Here is a 24,835-nt window from a genome sequence, read left to right on the forward strand (position 1 = left end):
TCCTGCAAAATACAATCAATTTCATGTGCATCCGTCAACATCATTGACGACCGAACAATCAATGGTCCGCGCCAGGTTTCGAAATGGATTAGAGTTTAGGTTTTGGCGCACCGGACCGCGGTGATGGTCCGTCGCGGCTGACGTATACATGCCAGCCCCAAGCATGCAGCCTGCGCTGCATGCTTGGGGCTGGCAGGCCGTTTATGCCATGCGGCGAATGTTGGCTTGAAGCTGCTGAGCCTGATTTTGCAGGACAGCGTAGCGAGCTGCCGGTATCGCACCGTTGTTGCGATCAGCTACTGCCATCGCTTCGTGGCGTATCCAGGTATCGTCAGCCTTGAGGCGCTGATATTCAGCACGCGTGAGAAGACCCCGTGCCCTATCAGCATTCATACTTTGATTGTCAGCACGAAGCTCACTGAGAATTGTATTCAGTCGTGATCCGGAAACATAACCGACGGTATAGGCGGGAACAACAAAGGTCGGGGTCGCACTGTCATCCGTGGTGATGTCATCGTCCCCAAGCAATGAACGGTCCTGACGACCGTCGGAGTGGCGATCAAAATCATGACCGTGATCATGGCTGGGATCGCCGTGGGAGCCGGCGAAAGCAACACCGATGGATGCCGAGATGAAAAGTGCGGACATTGTTGCGGTTTTTGCAAAAGAGAACATTTGCGTTACCTCTGATATAAAGACGTTTTTCACACGTCTCTTGATAGGAAGCCATCTTATAGTGTCGCGTCACGGCCCGATCGCCGCCGGCAATACATGACTTCGCTGAGAAATATACTGCTCGACGCGAATAAGATCATGTTAAATTAAAGTAATATTCAGATTTTTCCCATCGCCATAATTTCGATCGATTATGGGAAAGGTGATCTCGCACAAGTATCGGCAAACTGGCCGGTGGCGGGAAACGGCAAAGGGTCAGCCTGCCGTGGTGCTCCCAAGGCACACCCGTGGTTGGTTCTCCAACACTGTTTAGCCGTCCCGACTATTCGGCTGGTTCAATATTTTTACGCGGTGATCAACACGGTGGATCCAGCCGAGGCTGCCAGATGAACGCGCGCCCTCCCAAAAATCCCTATGAGATTTTTATATCTCTCCCCGGCGCCCCGTCTCGAACGCTAATGCCGTTCGGCGGCATATTGAGCGTGAAATTCAGGCCCCGGATCTTGCATCGCGCATGATCGGACGGGGCCTCTTTCGCGTCGCCGCCCTCCTTTGAAGAGGAGGGAAAGATGAAATTCAACAAAGGAGCCTGAATCGATGATGGATATTGTCTTGATCGGGATCGGTGTTTTGTTTTTTGCGCTGTCGTTTGCCTATACGCGGGCCTGCGACCGTCTCTAATTCGAAGGATTCAGAGAAATGCTTGTCGATTATGTGCTCGGAGCCGGCGTGACCGTGTTTCTCCTCGCCTATCTGACCTACGCCCTCATTCGCCCTGAGCGCTTCTAACAACGCCAGGTTCGGAAAGTTATTGCCATGACACTCAACGGATGGATCCAGATCCTCATCTTCTGCGGGATCGTCATTTTGCTCATCAAGCCGCTCGGCGCCTATATGACGCGCGTCTTCGGTGGCGAGCGCACATTGCTGTCGCCTCTTTTTGCCCCGATCGAACGCGGCCTTTACCGGCTGTCCGGCACCAGCGAGAACGAAGAGCAACACTGGACGAGTTATGTGTTCTCCCTGCTTCTGTTCAATCTCGCCGGCTTTGCCATTCTCTATGCGCTGCAGCGGTTTCAGGGCTTCCTGCCGTTCAACCCTGCGGGCATGACGGCTGTCGGGCCTGAGCTTTCGTTCAATACCGCTACCAGTTTCGTCGCCAACACCAACTGGCAGAATTATGGTGGCGAAAGCACGATGTCCTATCTCGTGCAGATGGCCGGTCTGACGGTGCAGAATTTTGCTTCCGCCGCAACCGGCATGGCCATCGCCGTTGCGCTCATCCGTGGTTTCGCGCGCGCTTCCGGAAAGTCGATCGGTAATTTCTGGGTCGATATGACCCGCGCCACGCTCTACATCCTTCTGCCAATCTGCATCGTTCTGACGATTGCCTATGTCTATCTTGGCGTACCGCAGACGCTCGGCGCCTACATGACGGCTACGACGATCGAGGGTGCGCAGCAAACCATCGCGCTTGGCCCGGTCGCCTCGCAATTGGCAATCAAGATGCTCGGCACCAATGGCGGCGGCTTCTTCAATGCCAACTCCGCGCATCCCTTTGAAAATCCGGATGCGATCTCCAACCTCATCCAGATGGTGTCGATCTTCGCCATCGGCGCAGCCTTCACCAATGTCTTCGGCCGCATGGTCGGAAACCAGCGCCAGGGCTGGGCAATCTTCGCCGCGATGGGCGTGCTCTTCCTCGCCGGTGTCACGGTGACCTACTGGGCCGAAGCTGCGGGCAATCCGCTGGTTCATGCCATGGGTATCGATGGCGGCAACATGGAGGGTAAAGAAGTCCGGTTCGGCATCGTCCTGTCGTCATTGTTCGCAGTCGTGACGACGGCCGCCTCCTGTGGGGCCGTCAATGCCATGCACGGTTCGTTCACCGCATTGGGTGGCCTGATCCCGCTGATCAACATGGAACTGGGTGAAGTCATCATCGGCGGCGTTGGCGCCGGCTTGTACGGCATCCTGATGTTCGTCATCCTGACGGTGTTCGTCGCCGGCCTGATGGTTGGCCGCACGCCGGAATATCTCGGCAAGAAGATCGAGGCTAAGGAAGTCAAGATGGCCGTTCTCGCCATCCTCATCCTGCCAGCAACCATGCTTGGTTTCACCGCGGTCTCCGTCCTCCTGCCGACAGGCGTGGCGTCGATCGGAAATCCAGGACCGCACGGGTTCTCGGAAATCCTCTATGCCTATACCTCGGCTGCCGCCAACAACGGCTCGGCCTTCGGCGGTCTCACCGGCAACACGCCCTGGTATAATATCACGCTTGGCATCGCCATGCTGATGGGCCGTTTCCTGGTGATCATCCCGGCGCTCGCCATTGCCGGTTCGCTGGTGATGAAGAAGACGGCGCCGGCTTCGGCAGGGACGTTCCCGACCCATGGCCCGCTCTTCGTCGGCCTTTTGTGCGGCGTCATCCTGATCGTTGGTGGCTTGACCTTCTTCCCGGCGCTGGCGCTCGGGCCGATCGTCGAGCACCTGGCGATGATATCAGGTCAAACCTTCTAGGTGCCGTGATGAACCGCTTGTTCCAGCAGAAGTTCAAAAGGCTCCTCAACCCTCGCGACTGTGATCCGCCGCGAGCGGCGCCCCCGCAGGCCACCAGCATCATCATCGCCTTCATGCTGGTCCTGCTGGTGATTGGCGGTCTTGCCCACGCTTTTACCGAATTGTTCCACGGCTGACGCGGTCGCCGTGATGTCACAAACAAAAGAAACTGGAGTTCTCTTATGAGCCAGTCCAAATCTGCGAGCCTGATGGACTCTCGCATCCTCATTCCGGCGATCGGCTCGGCTTTCGTCAAGCTTGATCCACGCACCCTTGCCAAGAACCCGGTGATGTTCGTCGTCGCTGTCGTCTCGACGCTGACAACCGTTCTGTTCCTGCGCGATCTCGTCACCGGTAGCGGCAACCTCGCCTTCTCGCTGCAGCTCAATATCTGGCTGTGGTTCACGGTGCTGTTTGCCAATTTTGCCGAAGCGGTTGCCGAAGGCCGGGGCAAGGCGCAGGCCGAATCGCTGCGCAAGACCCGTACCGAAACACAGGCTAAGCTTCTGACCGGAACGGATCTGAAGAGCTTCAAGATGGTATCCGGCACGACCCTCAAGGTCGGCGATATCGTTCTCGTTGAAGCCAGCGATATCATTCCGTCCGATGGAGAAGTCATCGAAGGGGTCGCTTCCGTCAACGAAGCCGCGATCACCGGCGAATCGGCGCCCGTCATCCGCGAATCCGGCGGCGACCGTTCGGCCGTCACTGGCGGCACGCAGGTCCTGTCGGACTGGATCCGGGTGCGCATCAGCGCCGCTGCCGGCTCCACCTTCATCGACCGGATGATTTCCCTAGTCGAAGGCGCCGAACGCCAGAAGACGCCCAACGAGATCGCCCTCAATATCCTTCTCGCCGGCATGACGCTGATCTTCGTTCTGGCCGTTGTGACGATCCCGAGCCTTGCCACCTATGCCGGCGGCTCCATACCTGTAATTGTACTCGTCGCCCTGTTCGTGACGCTGATCCCGACCACCATCGGCGCGCTTCTCTCGGCCATCGGCATTGCCGGCATGGACCGCCTGGTGCGCTTCAATGTTCTGGCCATGTCCGGCCGCGCCGTCGAGGCCGCCGGTGACATTGATACCTTGCTGCTCGACAAGACCGGCACGATCACGCTCGGCAACCGCCAGGCAACCGAGCTCCGCCCGGTTTCCGGCGTGTCGCAGCAGGATCTTGCCGATGCCGCGCAGCTGGCTTCGCTTGCCGATGAGACGCCGGAAGGCCGCTCCATCGTCGTGCTGGCCAAGGAGAAATACGGCATCCGCGCCCGCGACATGGCACAGCTGCACGCGACCTTCGTGCCGTTTACGGCGCAGAGCCGCATGAGCGGTGTCGATATCGAGGGCTCGTCGATCCGCAAGGGTGCTGTCGATGCGGTCCTGAGCTATGTCGCCAGCCAGAACACGGCGGCACGTCCTGACACAGTTCGCGAGATCCAGGCCATTGCCGACGAGATCGCCAAATCGGGTGGCACGCCGCTCGCCGTCGTGCGTGACGGCCGCCTGATGGGCGTTGTCCACCTGAAGGATATCGTCAAGGGCGGTATCCGCGAACGGTTTGCCGAACTGCGCCGCATGGGTATCCGCACGGTGATGATCACCGGCGACAACCCGATGACGGCGGCGGCCATCGCTGCCGAAGCCGGCGTCGATGATTTCCTGGCCCAGGCAACGCCGGAAAACAAGCTGTCGCTGATCCGCGAGGAACAGGCCAAGGGCAAGCTCGTCGCCATGTGCGGCGACGGCACCAACGATGCCCCGGCGCTTGCCCAGGCCGATGTCGGCGTCGCCATGAACACCGGTACGGTCGCAGCCCGCGAAGCCGGCAACATGGTCGATCTGGATTCCGACCCGACCAAGCTGATCGAGATTGTCGAGATCGGCAAACAGCTGCTGATGACCCGCGGTGCGCTGACGACATTCTCGATTGCCAACGATATCGCCAAGTATTTCGCCATTATCCCGGCGATGTTCCTGGCCTTTTATCCGCAACTGTCGGCGCTGAACATCATGGGGCTTGCCTCGCCGCAAAGCGCCATCCTGTCGGCGATCATTTTCAACGCGCTGGTTATCGTCGCGCTCATTCCGCTGTCGCTACGCGGCGTCACCTATCGCGCCGTCGGCGCCGGTGCGCTTCTGTCGCGCAATCTGCTGATCTATGGCCTCGGCGGCATCATCGTACCGTTCATCGGCATCAAGGCCATCGACATGGCCATCACCGCCCTTGGCCTTGTGTAAAAACGGTCTCGTTTAAAGGAATGTTCCAATGCTGAAACAATTGCGACCCGCGCTGGTCATGATCGTTGCAATCACCGTCATTACCGGCCTTGCCTACCCGCTCGGCATGACCGGCATCACCCAAGCCCTGTTCCCGCATCAGGCCAATGGCAGCCTGATCGAAAAGGACGGGACCGTTGTCGGTTCCGCCCTGATCGGTCAGGTCTTTACCGGCGATACCTATTTCCACGGCCGTCCGTCGGCTGCCGGCGATGGCTACAATGCCGCCTTGTCCAGCGGCTCCAACCTCGGGCCTACCAACCCGAAGCTGCTGGACCGCATCAAGGCGGAAGCGGAAGCTCTCAAGACTACCAATCCTGGCGCTGCGGTACCGATGGATCTGGTCACCGCTTCGGGCAGCGGTCTTGATCCGCACATCACCCCGGAAGCCGCCTATTTCCAGGTTCCACGCGTCGCCAAGGCGCGTGGTATGGAAGAGGGCAAGGTCCGCGCTCTGGTCGATCAGGCTGTCGAGGCCCGCGAACTCGGTATTCTCGGCGAGCCGGCCGTCAATGTCTTGGCGCTGAACATGGCGCTTGATAAAGCTGTCTAAGCCTGTTCGGTCACGGCATCGCGCTTCGACAAGGAGGCGCGATGCCGGTGGCGATCTGATGAACGGAACCGGTCCCAAATCGCCTGGGCTTTTGGGACATGTCCGGTATGGTCGAAAGCGGCATCCTGCCGCTTTTCGGCATTGATGAGGAAAGACGAGCGCGCATGCGGGACGATGTCCGCGATATGGATGGAAGACCATCTCCCGACGCCCTGTTGCAGCGGGCGGAGCAGGAAACGCGCGGCCGCCTGAAAATCTTTCTGGGCGCAGCACCCGGGGTCGGCAAAACCTATGAGATGCTAACCTCCGGCCATGCCAAAAAGGCCGATGGCGTCGACGTGGTGATCGGCGTGGTCGAAACCCATGGCCGCAAGGAGACCCAGGCGCTTGCCGCTGGGTTCGAGATCATTGCCCGCACGCCGATCGAATACAAGGGCCGTCATCTCGAGGAAATGGATATCGATGCCATTCTCGCCCGGCGCCCCGGCCTCGTTCTTGTCGATGAACTGGCCCATACCAATGCACCCGGTAGCCGGCATCCAAAGCGCTACATGGATGTGCAGGAACTGTTGTTGCGCGGCATCGACGTCTACTCGACGCTCAACATCCAGCATGTCGAAAGCCTCAACGACGTCGTTGCCCAGATCACCCGCATCCGCGTGCGCGAAACCGTCCCCGATTCAATCATCGACCGGGCCGACGATATCGAGATCATCGATCTGACGCCGGAAGACCTGATCAAGCGCCTGCACGATGGCAAGGTCTATATTCCGAAGACGGCGCAGCGGGCGCTGGAAAACTATTTCTCGCCGGGAAATCTGACAGCCCTGCGCGAGCTCGCACTTCGCCAGACCGCGCAGCGCGTGGACGATCAACTGCTGACGCATATGCAGGCGAACGCGATTTCCGGCCCTTGGGCGGCGGGTGACCGCGTATTGGTCTGCATCGATGACAAGCCGCGCAGCACGTCCCTGGTGCGCTATGCGGCCCGCCTGGCGGACCGCCTGCGGGCGCCTTTGGTGGCGCTGCATGTGGAAACGTCACGGTCGATTCATCTTTCAGAGGCCGCGCGCGACCGTATCGCCGCGACGCTGCGGCTGGCCGAGCGGCTGGGCGCCGAAGCGCTGACCAGGCCGGGTTCCGAAGAGGCCGAGGAGATCGTCCGGGTCGCCGCGTCCAGCAACGTCACGCACATTATCGCCGGAACGCCGAGAACATCAGGATGGCGGGAATGGCTGCACGGCTCGGTGACCAGCCGTCTTATCCGGCGGGCCGGAAATATCAGCGTCCACGTCATCGCCGGTGACGACCGCGAGGGCGAATCCGTTGCAACGGGTGTCAAGACCGTCCCGGCTTCAACCCAGTTCAAGATCAAGCCCTATGCGCTGGCAACGCTTTATGTCGGCTGCGCTCTGGGCGTGGGTTTTCTACTCGATCAGTCGCTTGACGTGCGCAACATCGCACTGGTTTTCCTGATGGCGGTTTTGACCACGGCGGTGACCAAGGGTCTGCGGCCGGCTCTCTATGCCAGCGTCATTAGCGCCGTCGCCTTGAATTTCTTCTTCCTGCAGCCGCTCTATACGCTCGATATCAGCGATCCCGACAGCGTTGTCGCGTTCGTTCTTTTCTTCATCGTGGCGATCATTGCCAGCAACCTGACGGCCAGCGTCCAGCGGCAGGCGGCCGCCGCACGGTTGCGGGCGCGTACCACCGAAGATCTTTACTTGTTCAGCAAGAAGCTGGCGGGCACCGGTACGCTGGACGACGTGCTCTGGGCGACCGCATTTCAGCTCGCCTCGATGCTGAAGGTGCGGGTCGTATTGCTGTTGCCGGAAGACGGGACGATCGCGGTCAAAGCCGGCTATCCGCCGGACGATACGCTCGACGACGCGGATATTGCCGCGGCCCGCTGGGCCTGGGAGCACAATCGTGCCGCCGGACGCGGGGCAGATACATTGCCAGGCGCTAAACGTCTCTATGTGCCCTTGCGCACCGGCCGCGCCGCCGTCGGCGTCATCGGTCTCGACAATGACCGGCAGGGACCGTTGCTCAGCCCAGAGCAGCAGCGGCTGCTGGATGCGCTCGCCGATCAGGCGGCGCTTGCCATCGAGCGCGTGCAGCTTGTGGCCGATGTCGATAATGCGCGGCTTGCTGAAGAAGCCGGACGGCTGCGCTCAGCCTTGCTGACCTCGATTTCGCACGACCTGAAGACACCCCTTGCCGCTATCATGGGTGCTGCCGGAACCTTGCGCGACTACCAGTCCGCTCTGCCGGAAGAAGACCGCGTCGAGCTTCTGACCACGGTGACCGACGAATCCGAACGGCTGAACCGGTTTATTGCCAATCTGCTCGACATGACCCGGATCGAATCCGGCGCCATGGAGCCGAACGCCGCCTTTCACTATACCGGCGATATCGTCGGCAGCGCGCTGCGCCGGGCACGCAAGATTCTAGCCTATCATACTGTTGACGTCGAGGTTCCCGCCGATCTGCCGATGATCAGGGTCGATCCGGTGCTGTTCGAACAGGTACTGTTCAACCTGCTCGACAACGCCGCCAAATATGCGCGGGAAGGATCGACGATCCGCGTGCGGGCCGAAAGCAATGGCGAACGGGTCCTGATCCGCATTTCCGATGAAGGGCCGGGTATTCCGCAGGGTGATCTGGAACGGGTTTTCGATACGTTCTACAGGGTGCGCAAGGGCGACCATGTTCGGGCTGGAACCGGGCTTGGCCTCTCGATCTGCCGTGGTTTCGTCGAGGCGATGGGCGGCACCATTGCTGCGGAAAACCGCATCGACCATTCCGGTGCCGTCTTTACCATCAGCCTGCCACTGCTGCCGAATGCCCCCAATCTGAAGGACATGAAATGACGCTTTCAGCGGTGAAGATTCTGGTCGTCGATGACGAGCCGCCCATCCGCCGCCTGCTGCGTGTTGGCCTGGCAACACAGGATTATGCCGTCAGCGAAGCCGGCAATGGCAAGGTGGCGCGCGAAAGCGTCAAGAGCGAGCAGCCGGATCTGATCCTGCTCGATCTCGGCCTGCCGGACATGCCCGGCCACGATCTGTTGCGTGGCTGGCGCGAGGAAGGGCTGACCCTGCCGATCGTCATCCTGTCGAGCCGTACCGACGAGGCCGGGATCGTCAAGGCGTTGGAACTCGGCGCCGACGATTACGTCACCAAACCCTTCGGCATGAACGAACTGGTGGCGCGTATCCGCGTGGCGCTGCGGCACCGGTTGCAGCAGCAGGGAGAAAAGCCGCTGTTCCAGACCGGTGGCCTGTCGGTCGATCTGGTCAAGCGCATCGTCAAGGTCGATGGCCGCGAGGTCAAACTGTCACCGAAGGAATACGATATTCTGCGCATCCTCGTGCAGCACGCCGGCAAGGTGCTGACGCATAAATTTCTGCTGAAAGAGGTCTGGGGCAATGCCGACGACGTGCAGTATCTGCGCGTCTATGTGCGCCAGCTGCGTCAGAAGATCGAGCTGACGCCGGATCAACCGCAATATATCACCACCGAAACCGGCGTCGGATACCGCCTGCGCGAAGCCGACCTTTAGCCAGCTTTCCTCTACAGGCTATTGCGGTTCAGCCAATTGCGCAGAACGGTGATGCCCTCCGGCATATGCAGGCGTCCGAAGCCAATGCGCAGGCAATTCTGTGGCACGGGCGTCAGTTCGGAGTGATAGACGCTCGACGGCAGGAAAAATACGCCTGCCTCTTCGACTGCGCGCCGCGCAAGCTCCTCGACGCCTTCCGGTCCCTTGTAGCGAATGAAGGCAACGCAGCCGCCATCCGGCTCCCGCCAGTCGAACAGATGCGGAAAATCGGCGAAAAATGTGTTCCACTCGGCGATATTGCTGCGGACGATCCCCCGCGTCCGCGCCAGAATTGTCTCACGGTTCTTTAGGGCGATGCGGGCCAGAACTTCTGAGGGTGCCGAATTGCAGATCGACAGGAAATGCTTGTAGCGTTCGCAGCGGATCAGGAAGTCTTGGTCCTTGCAGGCCAGCCAGCCGATCCGCAAACCTGGAAGCCCATAGGCCTTCGACATGACGTTGAGCGAAATTCCCCGTTCATAGACATCGACCGCCTGCGGCAGGCGCAGCGCCTCTTGCCTCTCGATCAGGCGGTAGACTTCATCGCTGAACAGCCAGATGCCATGCTTGCGGCAGATTTCGATCAGCGCATCGAACGTCGCGTGCGGCAGGATTTTGCCGGTCGGGTTGTTCGGGAAATTAATCGAGATCAGCTTGGTTTTCGGCCGGATGGCGGCTTCGATTTGTCCGAGGTCGAGGTTCCAATCATTGTCGATATCCAGCGCCACGCCCGTGACCGCACAGATGCTCAACGGCAGAGTTTCGGCGGCCTGATAGTTGGGCGTGATGACGATGGCGTGGTCGTCCGGTGTCAAAAGCACCTTCATCGCCACATAGATCGCTTCTTCCGCGCCGGCAAAGCAGATCAGGTTTTCGGGCTGAACGGTATCATAGGTTCGCGCAATCTCCTGCCGCAGCACGGGTGCGCCATAGGTCTCCGTATAGCCAAGGCTGAGGTTTTCGAAATCTGCACGGTCCTCATCACTGGTCATCGCCAGAAGTTCCGGCAGACGCATGCTCTCGGCATCCGAGGCCGTCATGTTGTATTTGGCGGTGAACTCCCATTTCGACATGAAAGTTTCGAGCACAAAATCACGCATCGGCTTGCTCATTGCGGCTCTCCTTGAAGGGCAGCGTCCTGTTTCTGGCGGATCGCGCCAAGGCGGTTGTAGATCGTTGCTCTCGACAGTTTGAGAATCTCGGCGACATAGGGAACGGCCTTGCGGATGGCAAAAACGCCGCGCGTTTCCAGCAACGCGATAAGGCCGTCCATGTCAGCGCCGGTAAGCCCGGCGAGGCTGGTCCTGTGCGTTGTCAGAAATTCCCCGATCACCGCGTTGACCGCCTCTCGCCAATCCTCCGCCATCAACGCCGAGGTCTTCGGCAGGGGCGCGGCAATATCCATCATCGATTTCAGTTGGTCGAAGATGCCGGCAAACGCCTCGATATCGTGGTTGATACACAGGAGGCCGACGGGCTTTCCATCGGCATCGCGCAGCACGGAAGTGATGGCTTTCAGCCTGCGGCCGTCCCAGTTGGATTTGCCGTAGGGGCCGATCACGTCATCATCAAGGGTCGAGATCAAGCCAGCCTCGTTGAGGGAACTGTCCCCCGGCCGGCGTTTAGAAAACGCATTGGCGATATGAACAATTTCGCCTGTTTCAAGGTCGTGCAGAACAGCTTCCACATGCGGTGAAAACAGCGTGGCCACGGCGTCGCAGACCGGAATAAAAGTTGTGAGCGGGTGAGACATGACGCCTTATCCGCCCGAATTGACAATTTGTCAATTCTAACAAATTGATTAATCATCGCCCGAACGATGGCTTGTTGACGTTGAGCTGCCGCTGAAAATCCGGATCGCGCTGCGACAACTTCTTGTGCAGATGAACCATCATGCCAGCGGCAAACAGCGGTGTCAGCAAGTTGAGGAGCGGCACGGCCAGAAATGCTGCAAGCACGAGGCCACCGAGGAAAACGGTGCCGGCATGTTTGGCGCGAAAGAGCCGGGCTTCAGCGGGTGAGCGGTAACGCATCGCCGCAAACTCGAAGAACTCCCGGCCCAATAGGTAACCGTTGACCAGAAAGAAGGCGATCAGGTTGATGCCGGGGATCAAAAGCAGGAAAAGCGCGATGATATTGCCGATGATGATGACGCCGAGAAATTTCAACGTGCCCGAAATCGCTTCGCCCAGCGGCAAGGGTCGCCCTGCGGGTTCCTGCGGATAGTCGCGTTTTTCAACGACCTCGGCGACGTCGTCGAGGAAGAAACCGGCGATTAGTGCCGTAACCGGTGCCAGCAGCAATGCCAGACCCAATGCCAACCCCAAACTCGCGAAGATGCCGACAACGAATGTCAGCCATCCTGCCCAGCCGGGCGTTCCGGGCAGCAAGGCGTCCAGCCACGGCAAGGCGAGATAGATGAACAGTTCACGCAGGGCAAACCACAGCCCGACCAGCGCCAGAAGCGTCAGGCCCAGCACCTTCCAGAAAACCGAGCGCGTTTCCGGCGCAAAAAGATTGGCAAAGGAAAGCCGCGCCGCGTCGAGTATCATCCGGTATCTCCCTTAAAGGCATTCGTGCCGCTGTCTGCGCATGTAGGCGGAGCATGACTTGCGGGCAAGGCCGTGGCGCTTGCGACCTTGAAAAGTCGGCGAAAATCATGTGCGAAGAGCGCTGTTTTCGCTGCCAAAACCAGAGCAGCCCCGCTATGGTGCCGCCAAGACAGCTGTGGAGTGTTGAGACGATGGATGGAGTGGACGGAAACGTATCGGTCGCGGGCCTTTCGGTACTGCTGCAGTCCGGCGTGCTCGATCCGGTGGACCTGGCAAAGACGTCGCTGGAAAAGATAGCCGGCTACCAGGATCAGGCAATTTTTACGGAATTGCTGGGCGAACGCGCCTTGGCGGACGCCAAATTGTCGTCGCAGCGCCTTCGCTCGGGGCGGTCCCTTGGCCTCCTTGATGGCGTTCCAGTCGCCTGGAAGGACCTGTTCGATACCAAAGGATCGGTAACGACCGCAGGCTCCGCTGTGCTGGTCGATGCGGCGCCCGCAGCCGCCGATGCCGCTGTTGTAATGGCGCTTACCGGTGCCGGAATGGTCAGTATCGGCCGCACCAATCTCAGCGAATTCGCATTTTCCGGCCTCGGCATCAATCCGCATTACGGAACGGCGCACAATCCCGCCTCGCGCGACATGCCGCGCATTCCGGGCGGCTCTTCGGCCGGATCCGGCGTCGCTGTGGCCGCCGGTCTGGTACCGGTGGCGATCGGCACGGATACCGGCGGCTCGATCCGTATTCCCGCCGCCTTCAACGGCATCGTCGGCTACAAGGCGACGCGCGGCCGCTATTCGATGCAGGGTGTCTTCCCGCTGGCAAAGAGCCTCGATTCGCTCGGGCCACTCTGCCGCACCGTTCAAGATGCGATCTGGATCGATGCCGCCATGCGCGAACGGAGTGCGCCGGATATCGCCAGGACGGACCTGAGCGGCCTGAGACTTGTCATTCCTGAAACGATCGTTTTCGACGATGCCGAACCGGGTGTCGTGGCCGCATTTGAAGCTGCGGTTTCAAGGTTGGAAAAAGCCGGTGCCCGGATCACGCGCAGGGCATTCCCGATCTTTGCGGAGATTTTCGCGATTGGCGCGCGCCATGGTGCGCTGGTGACTGCCGAAGCATTCGCGCTGCATAAGGCGCGGCTGGAAGGGCCGGAGGCTGCGCGCATGGATCAACGCGTCGTCGCCCGCACCCGGCTGGGCGAAAAAATCACGATGGCAGATTACGTCGCAATCATTGATGCCCGCCAGCGGTTGATCTCCGCCTTCGCCGATAGCCTGGAGCCGGGCGAACTGCTCATCCATCCGACGATTCCGCATGTGGCGCCAGCGATTGCACCGCTGCTCGCTGATGACGACCTGTTCTTCAAGATCAACGGCCGGACGTTGCGCAACACGTCGATCGGCAATTTCCTTGATGGCTGCGGCGTCTCGATCCCGTGCGGGACGGGCGAAGCCGGCATGCCGGTCGGGTTGCTGTTGTCCGGTCAGAAAAATCAGGACGAGGCGCTGCTGTCTGCTGCGCTCTCGGCCGAAGCCGTCATTCGTGGTGATGCATGATCGTCTGCTTCGATATCGGTGGCTCAGCCATCAAGGGTGCGGTCGCCCATGCCGCCGACAGTATAGAGCCGCTCGGTCGCCGGGTCACGCCGCTCGATGATTTCAACGCCTTTGTAACGACGCTGCGCGACGTCATCGCGGAAGCGGGTGAAACACCCGATCGTATTGCCATATCGATCACCGGCGTCGTCGATCCGGAGACGCAGGCGATCAAATGTGCCAACATTCCCTGCATCGACGGCCGCAAGCTTGGCGCGGAGCTATCCGCGTTGCTTGGCTTGCCTGTGCTGATTGCCAATGACGCCGACTGTTTCGCGTTGGCCGAGGCCGGTGCCGGTGCCGGGCGCGGGTACCGGATCGTGCTGGGGGCCATTCTCGGAACAGGCGTCGGTGGCGGCCTGGTCGTCGATGGCCGGCTCATCAATGCGGAGGGTGGCTTTGCCGGCGAATGGGGCCATGGCCCGGCGGTGGCCTCAACGGCCGGCACGCCGCCCGTCTCGATCCCGATCTTTGATTGTGGTTGCGGCCAGCGCGGCTGTGTCGATACGATCGGCGGCGCCCGTGGCATGGAGCGCCTGCACCTGACATTGCACGGCAAGGCCCTGGAAAGCCATGAGATCACCGCGCTCTGGCAAAATGGCGATGCCGAGGCCGCCCGGACCATCGATGTGCTTATCGATCTCATCAGCTCACCGCTGGCGCTGACGGTCAATATCACCGGCGCGACGATCGTACCGATCGGCGGCGGTCTGTCCAATGTGACGCCGCTGATCGCCGAGATCGACAAGGCCGTACGGGCGCGGATTCTGCGAAAATTCGATCGGCCGCTGGTGGTGCCGGGCGAATGCCGGATCGAACCCGGGCTGATTGGCGCAGCCGTTCTCGGTCTGGCAGGAGAGGCTTAATGACAAATATTCTTCTGGAAGTCTGCGTCGAGGATGCGGCCGGTCTTCAGGCTGCTGTCGATGGCGGCGCCGATCGCATCGAATTGTGCTCGGCTCTGTCCGTCGGCGGGCTGACGCCTTCACCGGGCCTGATGGCGTTGGCGGGCCAAGTAGAAATTCCCGTCTATGCGATGATCCGGCCAAGGCCCGGGGATTTTGTTTTCGATGCCGGCGATATCGCTGTCATGCGCGTCGAAATCGATGCCGCCCGGTCTGCAGGTCTTGCAGGTGTTGTTCTCGGCGCGAGCCGGACTGACGGAAGTTTGGATAGCGAGACTTTGAGGGTGCTGGTAGATCACGCCCAAGGGTTGGGGCTGACATTGCATCGCGCCTTCGATCTGGTGCCGGATTTTGCTGAAGCAGTCGAGATCGCGGTGGACTTGGGTTTCGAGCGTATCCTGACCTCCGGCGGCGCGAAACGAGCCCCTGATGCCGTTGATGCACTGGCTGCCGTTATCGCGGATGCCAAGGATCGCATTTCGATCATGCCCGGCTCTGGCGTGACGCTGGAGACGGTCGGCGGACTGCTGTCCCGTCTTTCCGTGACGGAAGTCCATTCGTCCTGTTCGGTGGAAAAGCCGGCTCAGGATGCCCGGCTGGTGTCGCTCGGCTTTGTTGCGGCCAGTTCCAGGCAAACGGATGAGCAGGCGGTACGGGCACTGAAGGCGCGGCTGAGCGCCGCGCCCTGAGACGTCACGAGGCTAGGCCTGGAAAACGCGTGTCCCGCCGATCCATGTCGAGGCCATGTCGAGACCTTCGGTCAGAAGAACGAAATCCGCATCAAGACCGGGCAACAATCTACCCTTGCGGGCGGCGACGCCTGCTGCATCGGCGGGATAGGCCGATGCCATCCGCAGCGCCTCGTCGAGCGGTAGGCCCAACTTTTCATGGGCAAAACGCACGGAAGTCAGCATGTCGATATCGGCGCCGGCCAACGTCCCGTCGGCCAGCGTCAGGCGGCCGTCCTTGCGGAAGATCTCGCGGCCGTTCAGGAAGAAGCTGGTCTGGTCGGAGCCGATCGTCGACATCGCATCGGTGACGATGAAAATGCGGCCCGGGCCGTTCTTGGCACGCAACGCAATACCCATCGATGCCGGATCGACATGGAAGCCGTCGGCGATGATACCCGCATGCAGTCGGCCGATATCGAGAGCCGCGCCGACAACGCCGGGTTCGCGATGGCCAAGTGGGCTCATCGCATTGAAAAGATGGGTCACTGTGCGCGCGCCGGCCTTGGCGTAATCGACAATGGTCGCGTAGCCGGCATCGGTGTGGCCGAGGCTGACGATGATGCCTGCTTCGGCGAGCGCCTTCACCTGCGCTGTCGTGGTGTTTTCCGGTGCGACCGTCACCATCATTGCATCGAAAATCCCGGCGCAGGCGAGCATAGCGTCGAGATCCGCCTGGTCCATTGGCCTGATCAGCGCCGGGTCATGCGCGCCCTTGCGGGCAACGGAAAGATGCGGCCCCTCCAGATGAAGCCCGAGGAATCCGGGTACATTTTCCGCCTTGGCCTTTCTGCCGCCGGCAATAGTCTGCGTGCGGATTTCGAACGTGTCGGTGATCAGCGTCGGGAGCAGCGCGGTGGTGCCGAACTTTGCATGCGCTGCGCAAATGGTGCGGATAGCGTCAACGTCCTGACGGTCGTTCAGCATCACGCCGCCGCCGCCATTGACCTGCAGGTCGATGAAGCCGGGTACGAGCAGCTGACCGTCGGCTGAGATCGTATCTGTGCCGGCAGGCAGATCGCTCTGCGGCAGGATGCCGGTGACCACTCCGCCATCGAGCAGCAGCGCCTGGCCATCATGCCAGAACAGGCCGTCGAAAATCCGGGCACCCGTGATGGCTGTCTGTGCGGTCATCGCGTTTCCGTAACCTTCTTGAGAGCGACGGGCGCATCCGGATTGAGGCCGCGCGAACGCGACCAGGATTCGACGAAGCCGTAGAACGGGATGATCAAGGCCAGCGCATCGGTGATCGGATGTCCGGTGGCGATGAACGGAAGCGTCTTGGTTGCTTTGGCTTGCGAAGATGTGACGAAGGCCAGGGCACCCTTGGCGCTCAACCCGTCCAGAATACCGGCGACGGAGCCTTCCGCAGCATCGCGCGCGGCAAGGCCGATCACCGGGAAACGTTTTTCGACCAGAGCGACCGGTCCATGCAGCACTTCCGCCGCCGAATAGGCCTCGGCGTGCATGCCCGACGTTTCCTTGAACTTCAGCGCTGCCTCGCTGGCAATGGCCAGCGCCGGGCCGCGGCCAAGCACGAACAGGGATTCCGCGTCGCCGAGTTCGTCGGCCAGCGGCTGCCAGTCGAGCTTCACGGCTTTTGCAAACTGGTTGGGCAGATCGGCAACCGCACGCTGCAGGGCAGCATCCGCAGTCCATTCGCCAAGAATGGCAAGGCCGGCAACGATCGAATTGACATAGGATTTGGTCGCGGCCACAGCGATTTCCGGACCGGCGAGAATGTCGAGCGGATGCGTGCTGGCTTCCGAGATCGGCGAGGGCAGGGTGTTGGTGAGCGCGATCGTCACGGCGCCGGCCTTGGTCGCGGCCTCAGCCATCGCGACGATGTCCGGGCTTTTTCCGGATTGCGAGATGGCAATCGATGCGGCGCCCTGAAGCTGCATTTTCGCGCCATAGATCGAGGCAAGCGACGGGCCGAGCGAGGCAACGGGCCGTCCTGTCGAAAGCTCGATCGCATATTTCAGGAACAATGCGGCGTGGTCGGACGAGCCACGGGCAATCGTCACGAAAAACGCCGGGTCTTTCGCACGCAGTGCTGCGCCGGTTTCTTTGACCGCTGCCTTGGATTGCTCAAGAAGACGCGCTGCCGCCTCCGGGATTTCGTTGATTTCGCGCCGCATGTTGGTTTGCATGGTCATGTCTTTCTTATCTGGGCCGCTCTCAGGAATCCGACAAAGTCAGTTCGGCGACGAAATCATAGGCATCGCCCCGATAGAGCGAGCGGGTGAATTCCACCACGCGGCCGGAAGCGAGGTAGGAGATGCGTTCGATCGACAGGCTGGCGGAACCGGCCGGCACTCCAAGCATTGCCGCATCCGGATCCTTCAGGCTGCAGGCGGAAATGCGCTGCACGGCGCGCACGGGCCGCGATTTGGTCTTGTCGAGTTCGGCATAGAGCGAGGTGCCGACCCGGATAGGATCCGGCAGGAACTCCGCGGAAACACTGGCCCGCTCGATCGCGAGCGGCATGTCGTCGGCGATGCGCAGCCGGCCAAGCCGCGCGACCAGCGCATCGGCTGGCAGGCCCAGCGCCATCATTTCATCCGGCGACGGATGATAGAGCCCGCGCTCGATCCATTGCGCCGTGGTGACCAAACCCCGTCGCGACATGTCCTCTGTAAATGAGGTCAGGCGCGACAGCGATTGCTGAACGCGGCTCACCGGCTTGACGACAAAGGTTCCGGAGCCATGGCGGCGCACCAGCAGACCGTCCTTGACCAGATCGTCGACGGCCTTGCGCACCGTTACGCGGCTGATGCTGGCATAGTCGGCCAGATCCCGCTCCGGCGGCAGGGCGTCGCCATGATTGAGCTTGCCCGACAGGATAGCGTCTTCCAGCGATTGCCGCAGCTTGATATAGAGTGGACCGGAGCCTCCGGCCTGCAGGCCGTCCAGCGGCAATATCGCCTCGAGATGCTGGGTCATGCCCTGGCCCCTGCGCCAAAGCGCTTGGCTGCCAAAGCAACCGAGCCGGTCAATGCGTCTGCCTCCGGTTCCATGAACAGGGGCTGATGCCGCTCTGCAAGCCATGGGCGGTAGATCGGCGCCAACCCACCCAGCAGGCAGATCTTGCGGCTGCCCTGCGCCACGACGGCGTCCAGCGCTTCGTCGATGGTTTGCGCATTGCTGCGCAGCAAAGCGATCGCCACCGGATCGTTCTGGCCTGCGAACTGGAAAACCTTGGGCGCAAAGCGGCCGAAGTCGCCGGGCCGTGCGGCGCGGGCAAATTCCACGGCCTCGCGCGGGTCGTTGTTGAACTCCGCCATGACGGCATCCGTCAGCGGCGACGATGGGTGAATCCGGTCAAAGGCCAGCACGCTTTCCTGCAGAAGCGCGTGGCCAAGCCGGGCGCCGCTGCCGAGATCGCCGATCTGAAAACCCCATCCGCCGATATAGCGGACCTGGTCGCCCTGGCGGGAGATATAGATGGAACCGGTGCCGAGGATTGCCACCGCGCCGTCGCTGTCGCCGAGAGCACCCTGCAGCGCGATCAGTCCATCGGATTCGATGTCGGCCTTGGCGAAGGGCAGGCGTTCTTTCACATAATGCACGGCATCTCCGACATTGCTGCCGGCAACGCCGACCAGGGCGCAAGCCGAGGCGATTTCGGAGGGAGCGATGTTTGCTTCCTCGAATGCAGCCGTGGCGGCACCGACAATGTGGATCAGGGCGTTGTCGGGATCGGTCAGGATGTTGGCTGCGCCGCTTTTGCCGCGGCCGAGGATGCGCCCATCGGCGCCCGCTACAGCCGCGCGGCAGCTCGTGCCTCCGCCGTCGATTCCTAAAATATACTGTGGCATGGATACCTCCGACAAAAATGATACCAAAAAAATACCATTTACCAAGAGGATTTTGGTCTTTAATTGGATTTATCGATTAACAATCTGAAATATATAAATTATTTTAGAAATTGGAAATTTTCTTCGGCCGGAAGTTAATTTTTCCTAGACAATTGGTATTTTTTTGGCATTAATTTGCGCAGAGGGAGATTGAGCGTATGCCGTCAGTGAAAACCGAGGAGCGTCACGACAAGGCGATGGGACTGGATGTGATGCATCCGGCGCTTGCACTTCGTTTGCTTGCGTCCGGCCAGCAGGCCGCGGCTAAGGTTGTTGATCCTGCTGTCGAGTCCATTGCGGCTGCCGCGCAGATCGCTGCCGAAGCATTGGCCAGTGGCGGACGGCTGGCTTACGCCGGTGCCGGTAGCTCGGGCCTGATGGCCATGACCGATGCGCTGGAATTGCCCGGTACCTATGGAATCGCGCTCGACAAGGTCGTGGTGCTTCTTGCCGGCGGTGCCGCGAGCCTCACGGATCTTGCCGGCGGCTATGAAGACGATATGGAGCTGGCGCGCAAGGATGTGCGCGATGCCGGCATCGGTGCCGGCGACTGTCTGATTTCCGTATCGGCAAGCGGCTCGACGCCTTATGCGCTAGCGGCGGCTGACGAGGCAAAGGCGCGCGGCGCGCGGGTTATCGCCATGGCGAACAATCCCGGTGCTGTGCTCTTCCAGAATGCGGAAGTCGCCATTCTGTTGCAGACCCCTCCCGAGGTTATTTCCGGATCGACCCGCATGGGTGCAGCCACGGCGCAGAAGATCGCCTTCAACATGTTTTCGACGCTTGTCGGCATTCATCTCGGTCACGTCTACGACGGACATATGGTCAATCTGAAGGCTGACAATGCGAAACTGCGCGGCCGTGCCATTCGCATTGTTTCCGATATTGCCGGTATCGGCGCCACGGAAGCCGGCCGTTATCTGATGACATCATCAGGCTCGGTAAAGATCGCCATTCTTCTTGCTGCTGGGGCAAAGGATGTGCTGGCTGCAGAAGCAGCGCTTACCGAAGCTGGTCAAAACTTGCGCCGCGCCTTGTCTGTTGTTGCGGCACATTGAGTCCAAGGGTTTTAAAACCGCGCCAAAAATGGCGCACAATGAGGGAGAACGTAATGACCCGCACTACCTTGAAAGGCCTGCTGCTTGCATCCAGCATCCTCGGCTCCGCCGGGCTGGCGCATGCCGAAGACGTCACACTGACGATCGAAAGCTGGCGCAACGACGACCTGACCATCTGGCAGGAAAAGCTGATCCCGGCGTTCGAAGCCAAGAACCCGGGCATCAAGGTCGTCTTCGCACCGACCGCGCCGACCGAGTATAACGCAGCGCTGAATGCCAAGCTCGATGCCGGTTCGGCTGGTGACCTCGTCACATGCCGTCCGTTCGACGCCTCGCTCGAACTTTACAACAAGAAGCATTTGGCTGACCTGACCGGTCTCGCCGGCATGGAGAACTTCTCGCCGGTCGCCAAGTCCGCCTGGACGACGGACGATGGCTCGGCCGCTTTCTGCGTACCGATGGCCTCGGTTATCCATGGCTTCATCTACAACAAGGATGCCTTCGATAAGCTCGGCATCGCCATCCCAACGACGGAAGCCGAATTCTTCGCAGCCCTCGACAAGATCAAGGCTGACGGCACCTACATCCCGCTCGCCATGGGCACCAAGGATCTCTGGGAAGCCGCAACCATGGGCTACCAGAACATCGGCCCGACCTACTGGAAGGGTGAAGAAGGCCGCGCCGCTCTCATCAAGGGCGAGCAGAAGCTGACTGACGCCGATTGGGTCGAGCCTTACAAGGTTCTTGCCAAGTGGAAGGATTACCTCGGCGACGGTTTCGAAGCCCAGACCTATCCGGACAGCCAGAACCTGTTCACGCTCGGCCGCGCCGCCATCTACCCGGCCGGCTCGTGGGAAATCGGCCTGTTCAACACGCAGGCTCAGTTCAAGATGGGCGCTTTCCCGCCGCCGGTTAAGGCTGCAGGCGATGCTTGCTACATCTCCGACCACAACGACATCGGCGTTGGCCTGAATGCCAAGAGCGCACACCCGGAAGAAGCCAAGAAGCTTCTCACCTGGATCGCTTCTCCGGAATTCGCCGACATCTATGCCAACTCGTTGCCCGGCTTCTTCAGCCTGAACTCGACGCCGGTAAAGATGGCCGATCCGCTCGCGCAGGAATTCGTCTCCTGGCGCGAAAAGTGCAAGCCGACCATCCGCTCGACCTACCAGATCCTGTCGCGCGGCACTCCGAACCTCGAGAACGAGACCTGGGTTGAATCGGCCAACGTCATCAACGGCACCGATACGCCGGAAGTTGCCGCCGAAAAGCTGCAGAAGGGCCTCGACAGCTGGTACAAGCCTGCCAAGTAACGAATTTACCCTTCCCTTGAGGGGGAGGGTCGGCACGTAGTGCCGGGGTGGGGTGAACTTTTGCTTCGGCAATGGATCACCCCCACCCGCGCGTTCCGCGCGACCTCCCCCCGCAAGGGGGAGGTATGCAGACGCCGGCGCATTGAGCGCAAAATCGTGTAATCTGAAATCACATCCAGCCAGCGCCTTCAGGCTTGCTGGTGATGGCATGCGCGGCGGGGACCGGCAGCGCAGGCCTTGCCGCATATCGCGGCGATCGACGAAAAACGGGTCGGAGCGGCAGAAGCCATGAGCAGCGCCATATCGTCTGAGGACAGCATGCAAATTTCGGCGCGGCCGAGACGCTGGCATATCCTTGTTTTCCTGTTGCCAGCCTTCATCGTCTATTCAGCTGTGATGATCCTGCCGCTGATCGAAACGCTGCGCCTGTCGCTGTTCAATACGGTCGACGGCCAATCCACCTTTGTCGGACTTGCCAACTTTCAGGTCCTGTTCGGAGACGAGCGCTGGGCCGCCGATTTCTGGCGGGCGCTGAAGAACAATTTCATCTTCTTCGCAATCCACATGCTGGTGCAAAATCCGCTTGGCATTTTGCTCGCCGCCATGCTGTCGATCCCCAAGCTCCGGCTCGCGACTTTCTATCGGACGGCGATTTTCATGCCGACGATCCTGTCCTTCGTAATCGTCGGCTTCATCTGGAAACTGATCCTGTCGCCGATCTGGGGCATTACGCCGTTCTTCATGGACCTCGTCGGTCTGAAGGCTTTCTTCGGACCTTGGCTCGGCAAGCCGGGCTCGGCGTTGATCACGGTCTCCTTGATCTCCGTCTGGCAGAATGTCGGCATTCCGATGATGCTCATCTATGCCGCCCTTCTCAGCATCCCGGACGAGGTGATCGAAGCTGCCGAATGCGATGGGATCACTGGCTGGAGCCAGTTCTGGAAGATCAAGCTGCCCTTGATCCTGCCCGCGATCGGCATGGTCTCGATCCTGACCTTCGTCGGCAACTTCAACGCCTTCGACCTGATCTACACGGTGCAGGGCGCGCTTGCCGGGCCGGATGGGGCGACAGACATCCTTGGAACTCTGCTCTACCGCACCTTCTTTGGCTTCCAGCTGCAGCTGGGTGACCGTTCGATGGGCGCGACGATCGCCACCGTCATGTTCCTGATCATCCTTGCCGGCGTCTCGCTCTATCTCTTCGGCATCCAGCGGCGCGTTCGCCGCTACCAGTTCTAAGGGGAACGGATCATGTCAAAAGCACGCATCTCGCCACTGCGCTCCGGCTTCGTTCACCTGGCATTGGCCGGCTATACCGTGATCGCGCTGTTTCCGGTCGTCCTGACGATCATGAATTCGCTGAAAGACAAGAACGCGATCTTCCGCACGCCGCTGTCTTTGCCGACGGCGGAAACGTTCAGCCTGATCGGTTACACGACGGTGCTGAAACAGGGCGATTTCGTCGGCTATTTCCAGAACAGCCTGATCGTCACGGTCGTCTCGATCTTCTTTGCGCTGCTGTTCGGCGCCATGGCGGCCTTCGCGCTGTCGGAATATCGCTTCCGCGGCAATACGCTGCTGGGGCTCTATCTCGCCATCGGCATCATGATCCCGATCCGGCTGGGCACCGTCGCCATCCTGCAGGGCATGGTCGCCGCCGGTCTGGTCAACACGCTGACGGCACTGATCCTGGTTTACACCGCTCAAGGGCTGCCGCTTGCGATCTTCATCCTGTCGGAATTCATGCGTTCGGTCTCGGATGACTTGAAGAATGCCGGCCGTATCGATGGCCTGTCGGAATATGCGATCTTCTTCCGGCTCGTCCTGCCGCTGGTCCGTCCGGCCATGGCAACCGTTGCCGTCTTCACGATGATCCCGATTTGGAATGACCTCTGGTTCCCGCTGATCCTCGCGCCCGGCGAAGCCACCAAGACCGTCACGCTCGGCTCCCAGGTGTTCATCGGCCAGTTCGTTACCAACTGGAACGCGGTTCTCGCCGCATTGTCGCTGGCGATTTTCCCTGTTCTTATTCTCTACGTCATCTTCTCGCGGCAGCTGATCCGCGGCATTACCGCAGGAGCAGTCAAGTAATGAGCAAACCCGTTCGCGTCCTGGTCGCCGGTCTCGGCAATATGGGCCGCAGCCATGCGCTGGCCTATCACAACAATCCCGGCTTCGAGATCGTCGGCCTCGTCAATCGCTCGAAGCCAGTGCTGGCGCCGGAACTGGGCGGCTACACGATCCATCCGGACTTCGCGACGGCTCTCGCTGAATTGAAGCCCGATCTCTGCTCGATCTGTACCTATTCCGACAGCCATGCCGATTATGCCGTCATGGCTTTCGAAGCAGGCTGCGACGTCTTCATCGAAAAGCCGCTGGCAACGACGGTCGCCGATGCCGAGCGCGTCGTGGCTGCCGCGAAGAAGGCCGGCAGGAAATTGGTGGTCGGCTATATCCTGCGTCACCATCCGTCCTGGATCCGGCTGATCTCCGAGGCTCGCAAGCTCGGTGGCCCCTATGTTTTCCGCATGAACCTCAATCAGCAGTCCAGCGGCCCGACATGGATGACGCACAAGTCATTGATGGAAACCACACCGCCGATCGTCGATTGCGGCGTGCACTATGTCGATGTCATGTGCCAGATCACCGATGCCAAGGCCGTCGAAGTGCGCGGCATGGGCCTGCGACTGTCGAATGAGATTGCACCCTCGATGTACAATTACGGCCATCTGCAGGTGCTCTACGAAGACGGGTCACTGGGCTGGTACGAAGCAGCCTGGGGGCCGATGATCTCCGAGACCGCCTTTTTCGTGAAGGACGTGATGTCTCCAAATGGTTCGGTTTCCATCGTCATGGATCCGAATGCCAAATCCGACGATATCGACACGCACACGAAGACGGCCGTCATTCGCGTTCATAAGGCAGAAACCGGTGCGGACGGTAAATTCGTTCACAAGGACGAAGACCTGAAGATGGATGGCGAGCCGGGACACCAGGAACTCTGCGATCTCGAGCAGGCTTATGTACTGAAAGCCATCACCGAAAACATCAATCTCGAACGACATATGGACGATGCCGTCCAGTCGCTGCGCATCTGCCTTGCGGCCGATGAGAGCGTCCGTACCGGCCAGCCGGTCAAACTCTAACG

At 60.4% G+C, this 24,835-nt stretch carries 23 protein-coding genes; 15 read left to right on the forward strand and 8 right to left on the reverse strand.

The genetic code is table 11. From position 1 onward, the window contains the following. Positions 1 to 201: 201 nt before the first annotated feature. A complete protein-coding gene (locus ACP7BS_RS23930) occupies positions 202 to 675 on the reverse strand; it encodes a hypothetical protein (RefSeq protein ID WP_426240095.1) in 474 nt (157 codons plus the stop codon). A 699-nt stretch (positions 676 to 1,374) separates the two neighbouring features. Between ACP7BS_RS23930 and kdpF the strand changes: the two genes are divergently transcribed. From kdpF to ACP7BS_RS23965, 7 genes are all read left to right on the forward strand, one after another. Next, complete coding sequence (gene kdpF, locus ACP7BS_RS23935) at positions 1,375 to 1,464, forward strand: K(+)-transporting ATPase subunit F (RefSeq protein WP_037103661.1); 90 nt, start codon at positions 1,375 to 1,377, stop codon at positions 1,462 to 1,464. A 27-nt stretch (positions 1,465 to 1,491) separates the two neighbouring features. Further along, the gene (gene kdpA, locus ACP7BS_RS23940; RefSeq protein ID WP_426240096.1) at positions 1,492 to 3,195 is read left to right on the forward strand and encodes a potassium-transporting ATPase subunit KdpA; all 1,704 of its coding nucleotides are present in this window, start codon (positions 1,492 to 1,494) and stop codon (positions 3,193 to 3,195) included. 8 nt (positions 3,196 to 3,203) lie between these two features. Beyond that, positions 3,204 to 3,371 (forward strand): hypothetical protein, encoded by a 168-nt coding sequence (locus ACP7BS_RS23945; RefSeq protein WP_426240097.1) that lies wholly within the window; start codon positions 3,204 to 3,206, stop codon positions 3,369 to 3,371. A 45-nt stretch (positions 3,372 to 3,416) separates the two neighbouring features. After that, positions 3,417 to 5,474: a potassium-transporting ATPase subunit KdpB gene (gene kdpB / locus ACP7BS_RS23950; protein WP_426240098.1), complete on the forward strand. Its 2,058-nt coding sequence runs from the start codon at positions 3,417 to 3,419 to the stop codon at positions 5,472 to 5,474. A 28-nt stretch (positions 5,475 to 5,502) separates the two neighbouring features. Beyond that, positions 5,503 to 6,066 (forward strand): potassium-transporting ATPase subunit KdpC, encoded by a 564-nt coding sequence (gene kdpC / locus ACP7BS_RS23955; RefSeq protein WP_426240099.1) that lies wholly within the window; start codon positions 5,503 to 5,505, stop codon positions 6,064 to 6,066. 164 nt (positions 6,067 to 6,230) lie between these two features. After that, entirely contained in the window at positions 6,231 to 8,939 is a 2,709-nt protein-coding gene (locus ACP7BS_RS23960) for a DUF4118 domain-containing protein (RefSeq protein ID WP_426240180.1), read from the forward strand. Continuing rightward, positions 8,936 to 9,631 (forward strand): response regulator transcription factor, encoded by a 696-nt coding sequence (locus ACP7BS_RS23965; RefSeq protein ID WP_426240100.1) that lies wholly within the window; start codon positions 8,936 to 8,938, stop codon positions 9,629 to 9,631. Before ACP7BS_RS23960 ends, ACP7BS_RS23965 begins: the two co-directional genes overlap by 4 nt. An 11-nt stretch (positions 9,632 to 9,642) precedes the next feature. Here the strand turns inward: ACP7BS_RS23965 and ACP7BS_RS23970 are convergent, their stop codons facing one another. The 3 genes from ACP7BS_RS23970 to ACP7BS_RS23980 are packed head-to-tail and all read right to left on the reverse strand — an operon-like array spanning position 9,643 to position 12,222. After that, the gene (locus ACP7BS_RS23970; protein WP_426240101.1) at positions 9,643 to 10,782 is read right to left on the reverse strand and encodes an aminotransferase class I/II-fold pyridoxal phosphate-dependent enzyme; all 1,140 of its coding nucleotides are present in this window, start codon (positions 10,780 to 10,782) and stop codon (positions 9,643 to 9,645) included. Further along, positions 10,779 to 11,423, reverse strand: coding sequence for a helix-turn-helix transcriptional regulator (locus ACP7BS_RS23975; RefSeq protein WP_426240102.1), 645 nt, complete (start codon positions 11,421 to 11,423; stop codon positions 10,779 to 10,781). The genes ACP7BS_RS23970 and ACP7BS_RS23975 overlap by 4 nt, the downstream gene beginning before the upstream one ends. 52 nt (positions 11,424 to 11,475) lie before the next feature. Beyond that, positions 11,476 to 12,222, reverse strand: coding sequence for a sulfate transporter family protein (locus ACP7BS_RS23980; protein WP_426240103.1), 747 nt, complete (start codon positions 12,220 to 12,222; stop codon positions 11,476 to 11,478). 191 nt (positions 12,223 to 12,413) lie between these two features. Here ACP7BS_RS23980 and ACP7BS_RS23985 point away from each other — a divergent pair, with 191 nt between their 5' ends. The 3 genes from ACP7BS_RS23985 to ACP7BS_RS23995 are packed head-to-tail and all read left to right on the forward strand — an operon-like array spanning position 12,414 to position 15,417. After that, on the forward strand, positions 12,414 to 13,784 hold the full coding sequence (locus ACP7BS_RS23985) for an amidase (RefSeq protein ID WP_426240104.1): 1,371 nt from the start codon (positions 12,414 to 12,416) through the stop codon (positions 13,782 to 13,784). Beyond that, positions 13,781 to 14,689 (forward strand): ROK family protein, encoded by a 909-nt coding sequence (locus ACP7BS_RS23990; protein ID WP_426240105.1) that lies wholly within the window; start codon positions 13,781 to 13,783, stop codon positions 14,687 to 14,689. Before ACP7BS_RS23985 ends, ACP7BS_RS23990 begins: the two co-directional genes overlap by 4 nt. Beyond that, positions 14,689 to 15,417: a copper homeostasis protein CutC gene (locus ACP7BS_RS23995; RefSeq protein ID WP_426240106.1), complete on the forward strand. Its 729-nt coding sequence runs from the start codon at positions 14,689 to 14,691 to the stop codon at positions 15,415 to 15,417. The genes ACP7BS_RS23990 and ACP7BS_RS23995 overlap by 1 nt, the downstream gene beginning before the upstream one ends. A gap of 12 nt (positions 15,418 to 15,429) precedes the next feature. Here ACP7BS_RS23995 and nagA read toward each other — a convergent pair whose 3' ends face one another. From nagA to ACP7BS_RS24015, 4 genes are read right to left on the reverse strand one after another with little or no spacing between them, the layout of a single operon-like run. Next, the gene (gene nagA, locus ACP7BS_RS24000; RefSeq protein WP_426240107.1) at positions 15,430 to 16,590 is read right to left on the reverse strand and encodes an N-acetylglucosamine-6-phosphate deacetylase; all 1,161 of its coding nucleotides are present in this window, start codon (positions 16,588 to 16,590) and stop codon (positions 15,430 to 15,432) included. Beyond that, positions 16,587 to 17,609 (reverse strand): SIS domain-containing protein, encoded by a 1,023-nt coding sequence (locus tag ACP7BS_RS24005; protein WP_426240181.1) that lies wholly within the window; start codon positions 17,607 to 17,609, stop codon positions 16,587 to 16,589. The genes nagA and ACP7BS_RS24005 overlap by 4 nt, the downstream gene beginning before the upstream one ends. Before the next feature lie 28 nt (positions 17,610 to 17,637). Continuing rightward, the gene (locus tag ACP7BS_RS24010; RefSeq protein ID WP_426240108.1) at positions 17,638 to 18,402 is read right to left on the reverse strand and encodes a GntR family transcriptional regulator; all 765 of its coding nucleotides are present in this window, start codon (positions 18,400 to 18,402) and stop codon (positions 17,638 to 17,640) included. Then, positions 18,399 to 19,277: a BadF/BadG/BcrA/BcrD ATPase family protein gene (locus tag ACP7BS_RS24015; RefSeq protein WP_426240109.1), complete on the reverse strand. Its 879-nt coding sequence runs from the start codon at positions 19,275 to 19,277 to the stop codon at positions 18,399 to 18,401. The genes ACP7BS_RS24010 and ACP7BS_RS24015 overlap by 4 nt, the downstream gene beginning before the upstream one ends. 197 nt (positions 19,278 to 19,474) lie before the next feature. Between ACP7BS_RS24015 and ACP7BS_RS24020 the strand changes: the two genes are divergently transcribed. The 5 genes from ACP7BS_RS24020 (at position 19,475) to ACP7BS_RS24040 (ending at position 24,833) form a co-directional block, all read left to right on the forward strand. Next, positions 19,475 to 20,374 (forward strand): N-acetylmuramic acid 6-phosphate etherase, encoded by a 900-nt coding sequence (locus ACP7BS_RS24020; protein WP_426240110.1) that lies wholly within the window; start codon positions 19,475 to 19,477, stop codon positions 20,372 to 20,374. A 53-nt stretch (positions 20,375 to 20,427) separates the two neighbouring features. After that, positions 20,428 to 21,687, forward strand: coding sequence for an ABC transporter substrate-binding protein (locus ACP7BS_RS24025; protein WP_426230812.1), 1,260 nt, complete (start codon positions 20,428 to 20,430; stop codon positions 21,685 to 21,687). Between the two features lie 288 nt (positions 21,688 to 21,975). Continuing rightward, the gene (locus ACP7BS_RS24030) at positions 21,976 to 22,926 is read left to right on the forward strand and encodes a carbohydrate ABC transporter permease (protein WP_426230813.1); all 951 of its coding nucleotides are present in this window, start codon (positions 21,976 to 21,978) and stop codon (positions 22,924 to 22,926) included. A gap of 12 nt (positions 22,927 to 22,938) precedes the next feature. Further along, positions 22,939 to 23,778 (forward strand): carbohydrate ABC transporter permease, encoded by an 840-nt coding sequence (locus ACP7BS_RS24035; protein ID WP_426230814.1) that lies wholly within the window; start codon positions 22,939 to 22,941, stop codon positions 23,776 to 23,778. Next, positions 23,778 to 24,833: a Gfo/Idh/MocA family protein gene (locus ACP7BS_RS24040; protein ID WP_426230815.1), complete on the forward strand. Its 1,056-nt coding sequence runs from the start codon at positions 23,778 to 23,780 to the stop codon at positions 24,831 to 24,833. The genes ACP7BS_RS24035 and ACP7BS_RS24040 overlap by 1 nt, the downstream gene beginning before the upstream one ends. The last annotated feature ends 2 nt before the right edge of the window (positions 24,834 to 24,835 follow it).

Origin of the sequence: Pararhizobium sp. DWP1-1-3 (genome assembly GCF_049896125.1) — a bacterium.
Lineage (GTDB): Bacteria > Pseudomonadota > Alphaproteobacteria > Rhizobiales > Rhizobiaceae > Pararhizobium.

Bases quoted from the DNA above. Each gene is read 5' to 3' on its own strand.
- ACP7BS_RS23930 (WP_426240095.1), bottom strand. From the start codon at position 675: ATGTTCTCTTTTGCAAAAACCGCAACAATGTCCGCACTTTTCATCTCG.
- kdpF (WP_037103661.1), top strand. From the start codon at position 1,375: ATGCTTGTCGATTATGTGCTCGGAGCCGGCGTGACCGTGTTTCTCCTC.
- kdpA (WP_426240096.1), top strand. From the start codon at position 1,492: ATGACACTCAACGGATGGATCCAGATCCTCATCTTCTGCGGGATCGTC.
- ACP7BS_RS23945 (WP_426240097.1), top strand. From the start codon at position 3,204: ATGAACCGCTTGTTCCAGCAGAAGTTCAAAAGGCTCCTCAACCCTCGC.
- kdpB (WP_426240098.1), top strand. From the start codon at position 3,417: ATGAGCCAGTCCAAATCTGCGAGCCTGATGGACTCTCGCATCCTCATT.
- kdpC (WP_426240099.1), top strand. From the start codon at position 5,503: ATGCTGAAACAATTGCGACCCGCGCTGGTCATGATCGTTGCAATCACC.
- ACP7BS_RS23960 (WP_426240180.1), top strand. From the start codon at position 6,231: ATGCGGGACGATGTCCGCGATATGGATGGAAGACCATCTCCCGACGCC.
- ACP7BS_RS23965 (WP_426240100.1), top strand. From the start codon at position 8,936: ATGACGCTTTCAGCGGTGAAGATTCTGGTCGTCGATGACGAGCCGCCC.
- ACP7BS_RS23970 (WP_426240101.1), bottom strand. From the start codon at position 10,782: ATGAGCAAGCCGATGCGTGATTTTGTGCTCGAAACTTTCATGTCGAAA.
- ACP7BS_RS23975 (WP_426240102.1), bottom strand. From the start codon at position 11,423: ATGTCTCACCCGCTCACAACTTTTATTCCGGTCTGCGACGCCGTGGCC.
- ACP7BS_RS23980 (WP_426240103.1), bottom strand. From the start codon at position 12,222: ATGATACTCGACGCGGCGCGGCTTTCCTTTGCCAATCTTTTTGCGCCG.
- ACP7BS_RS23985 (WP_426240104.1), top strand. From the start codon at position 12,414: ATGGATGGAGTGGACGGAAACGTATCGGTCGCGGGCCTTTCGGTACTG.
- ACP7BS_RS23990 (WP_426240105.1), top strand. From the start codon at position 13,781: ATGATCGTCTGCTTCGATATCGGTGGCTCAGCCATCAAGGGTGCGGTC.
- ACP7BS_RS23995 (WP_426240106.1), top strand. From the start codon at position 14,689: ATGACAAATATTCTTCTGGAAGTCTGCGTCGAGGATGCGGCCGGTCTT.
- nagA (WP_426240107.1), bottom strand. From the start codon at position 16,590: ATGACCGCACAGACAGCCATCACGGGTGCCCGGATTTTCGACGGCCTG.
- ACP7BS_RS24005 (WP_426240181.1), bottom strand. From the start codon at position 17,609: ATGCAAACCAACATGCGGCGCGAAATCAACGAAATCCCGGAGGCGGCA.
- ACP7BS_RS24010 (WP_426240108.1), bottom strand. From the start codon at position 18,402: ATGACCCAGCATCTCGAGGCGATATTGCCGCTGGACGGCCTGCAGGCC.
- ACP7BS_RS24015 (WP_426240109.1), bottom strand. From the start codon at position 19,277: ATGCCACAGTATATTTTAGGAATCGACGGCGGAGGCACGAGCTGCCGC.
- ACP7BS_RS24020 (WP_426240110.1), top strand. From the start codon at position 19,475: ATGCCGTCAGTGAAAACCGAGGAGCGTCACGACAAGGCGATGGGACTG.
- ACP7BS_RS24025 (WP_426230812.1), top strand. From the start codon at position 20,428: ATGACCCGCACTACCTTGAAAGGCCTGCTGCTTGCATCCAGCATCCTC.
- ACP7BS_RS24030 (WP_426230813.1), top strand. From the start codon at position 21,976: ATGAGCAGCGCCATATCGTCTGAGGACAGCATGCAAATTTCGGCGCGG.
- ACP7BS_RS24035 (WP_426230814.1), top strand. From the start codon at position 22,939: ATGTCAAAAGCACGCATCTCGCCACTGCGCTCCGGCTTCGTTCACCTG.
- ACP7BS_RS24040 (WP_426230815.1), top strand. From the start codon at position 23,778: ATGAGCAAACCCGTTCGCGTCCTGGTCGCCGGTCTCGGCAATATGGGC.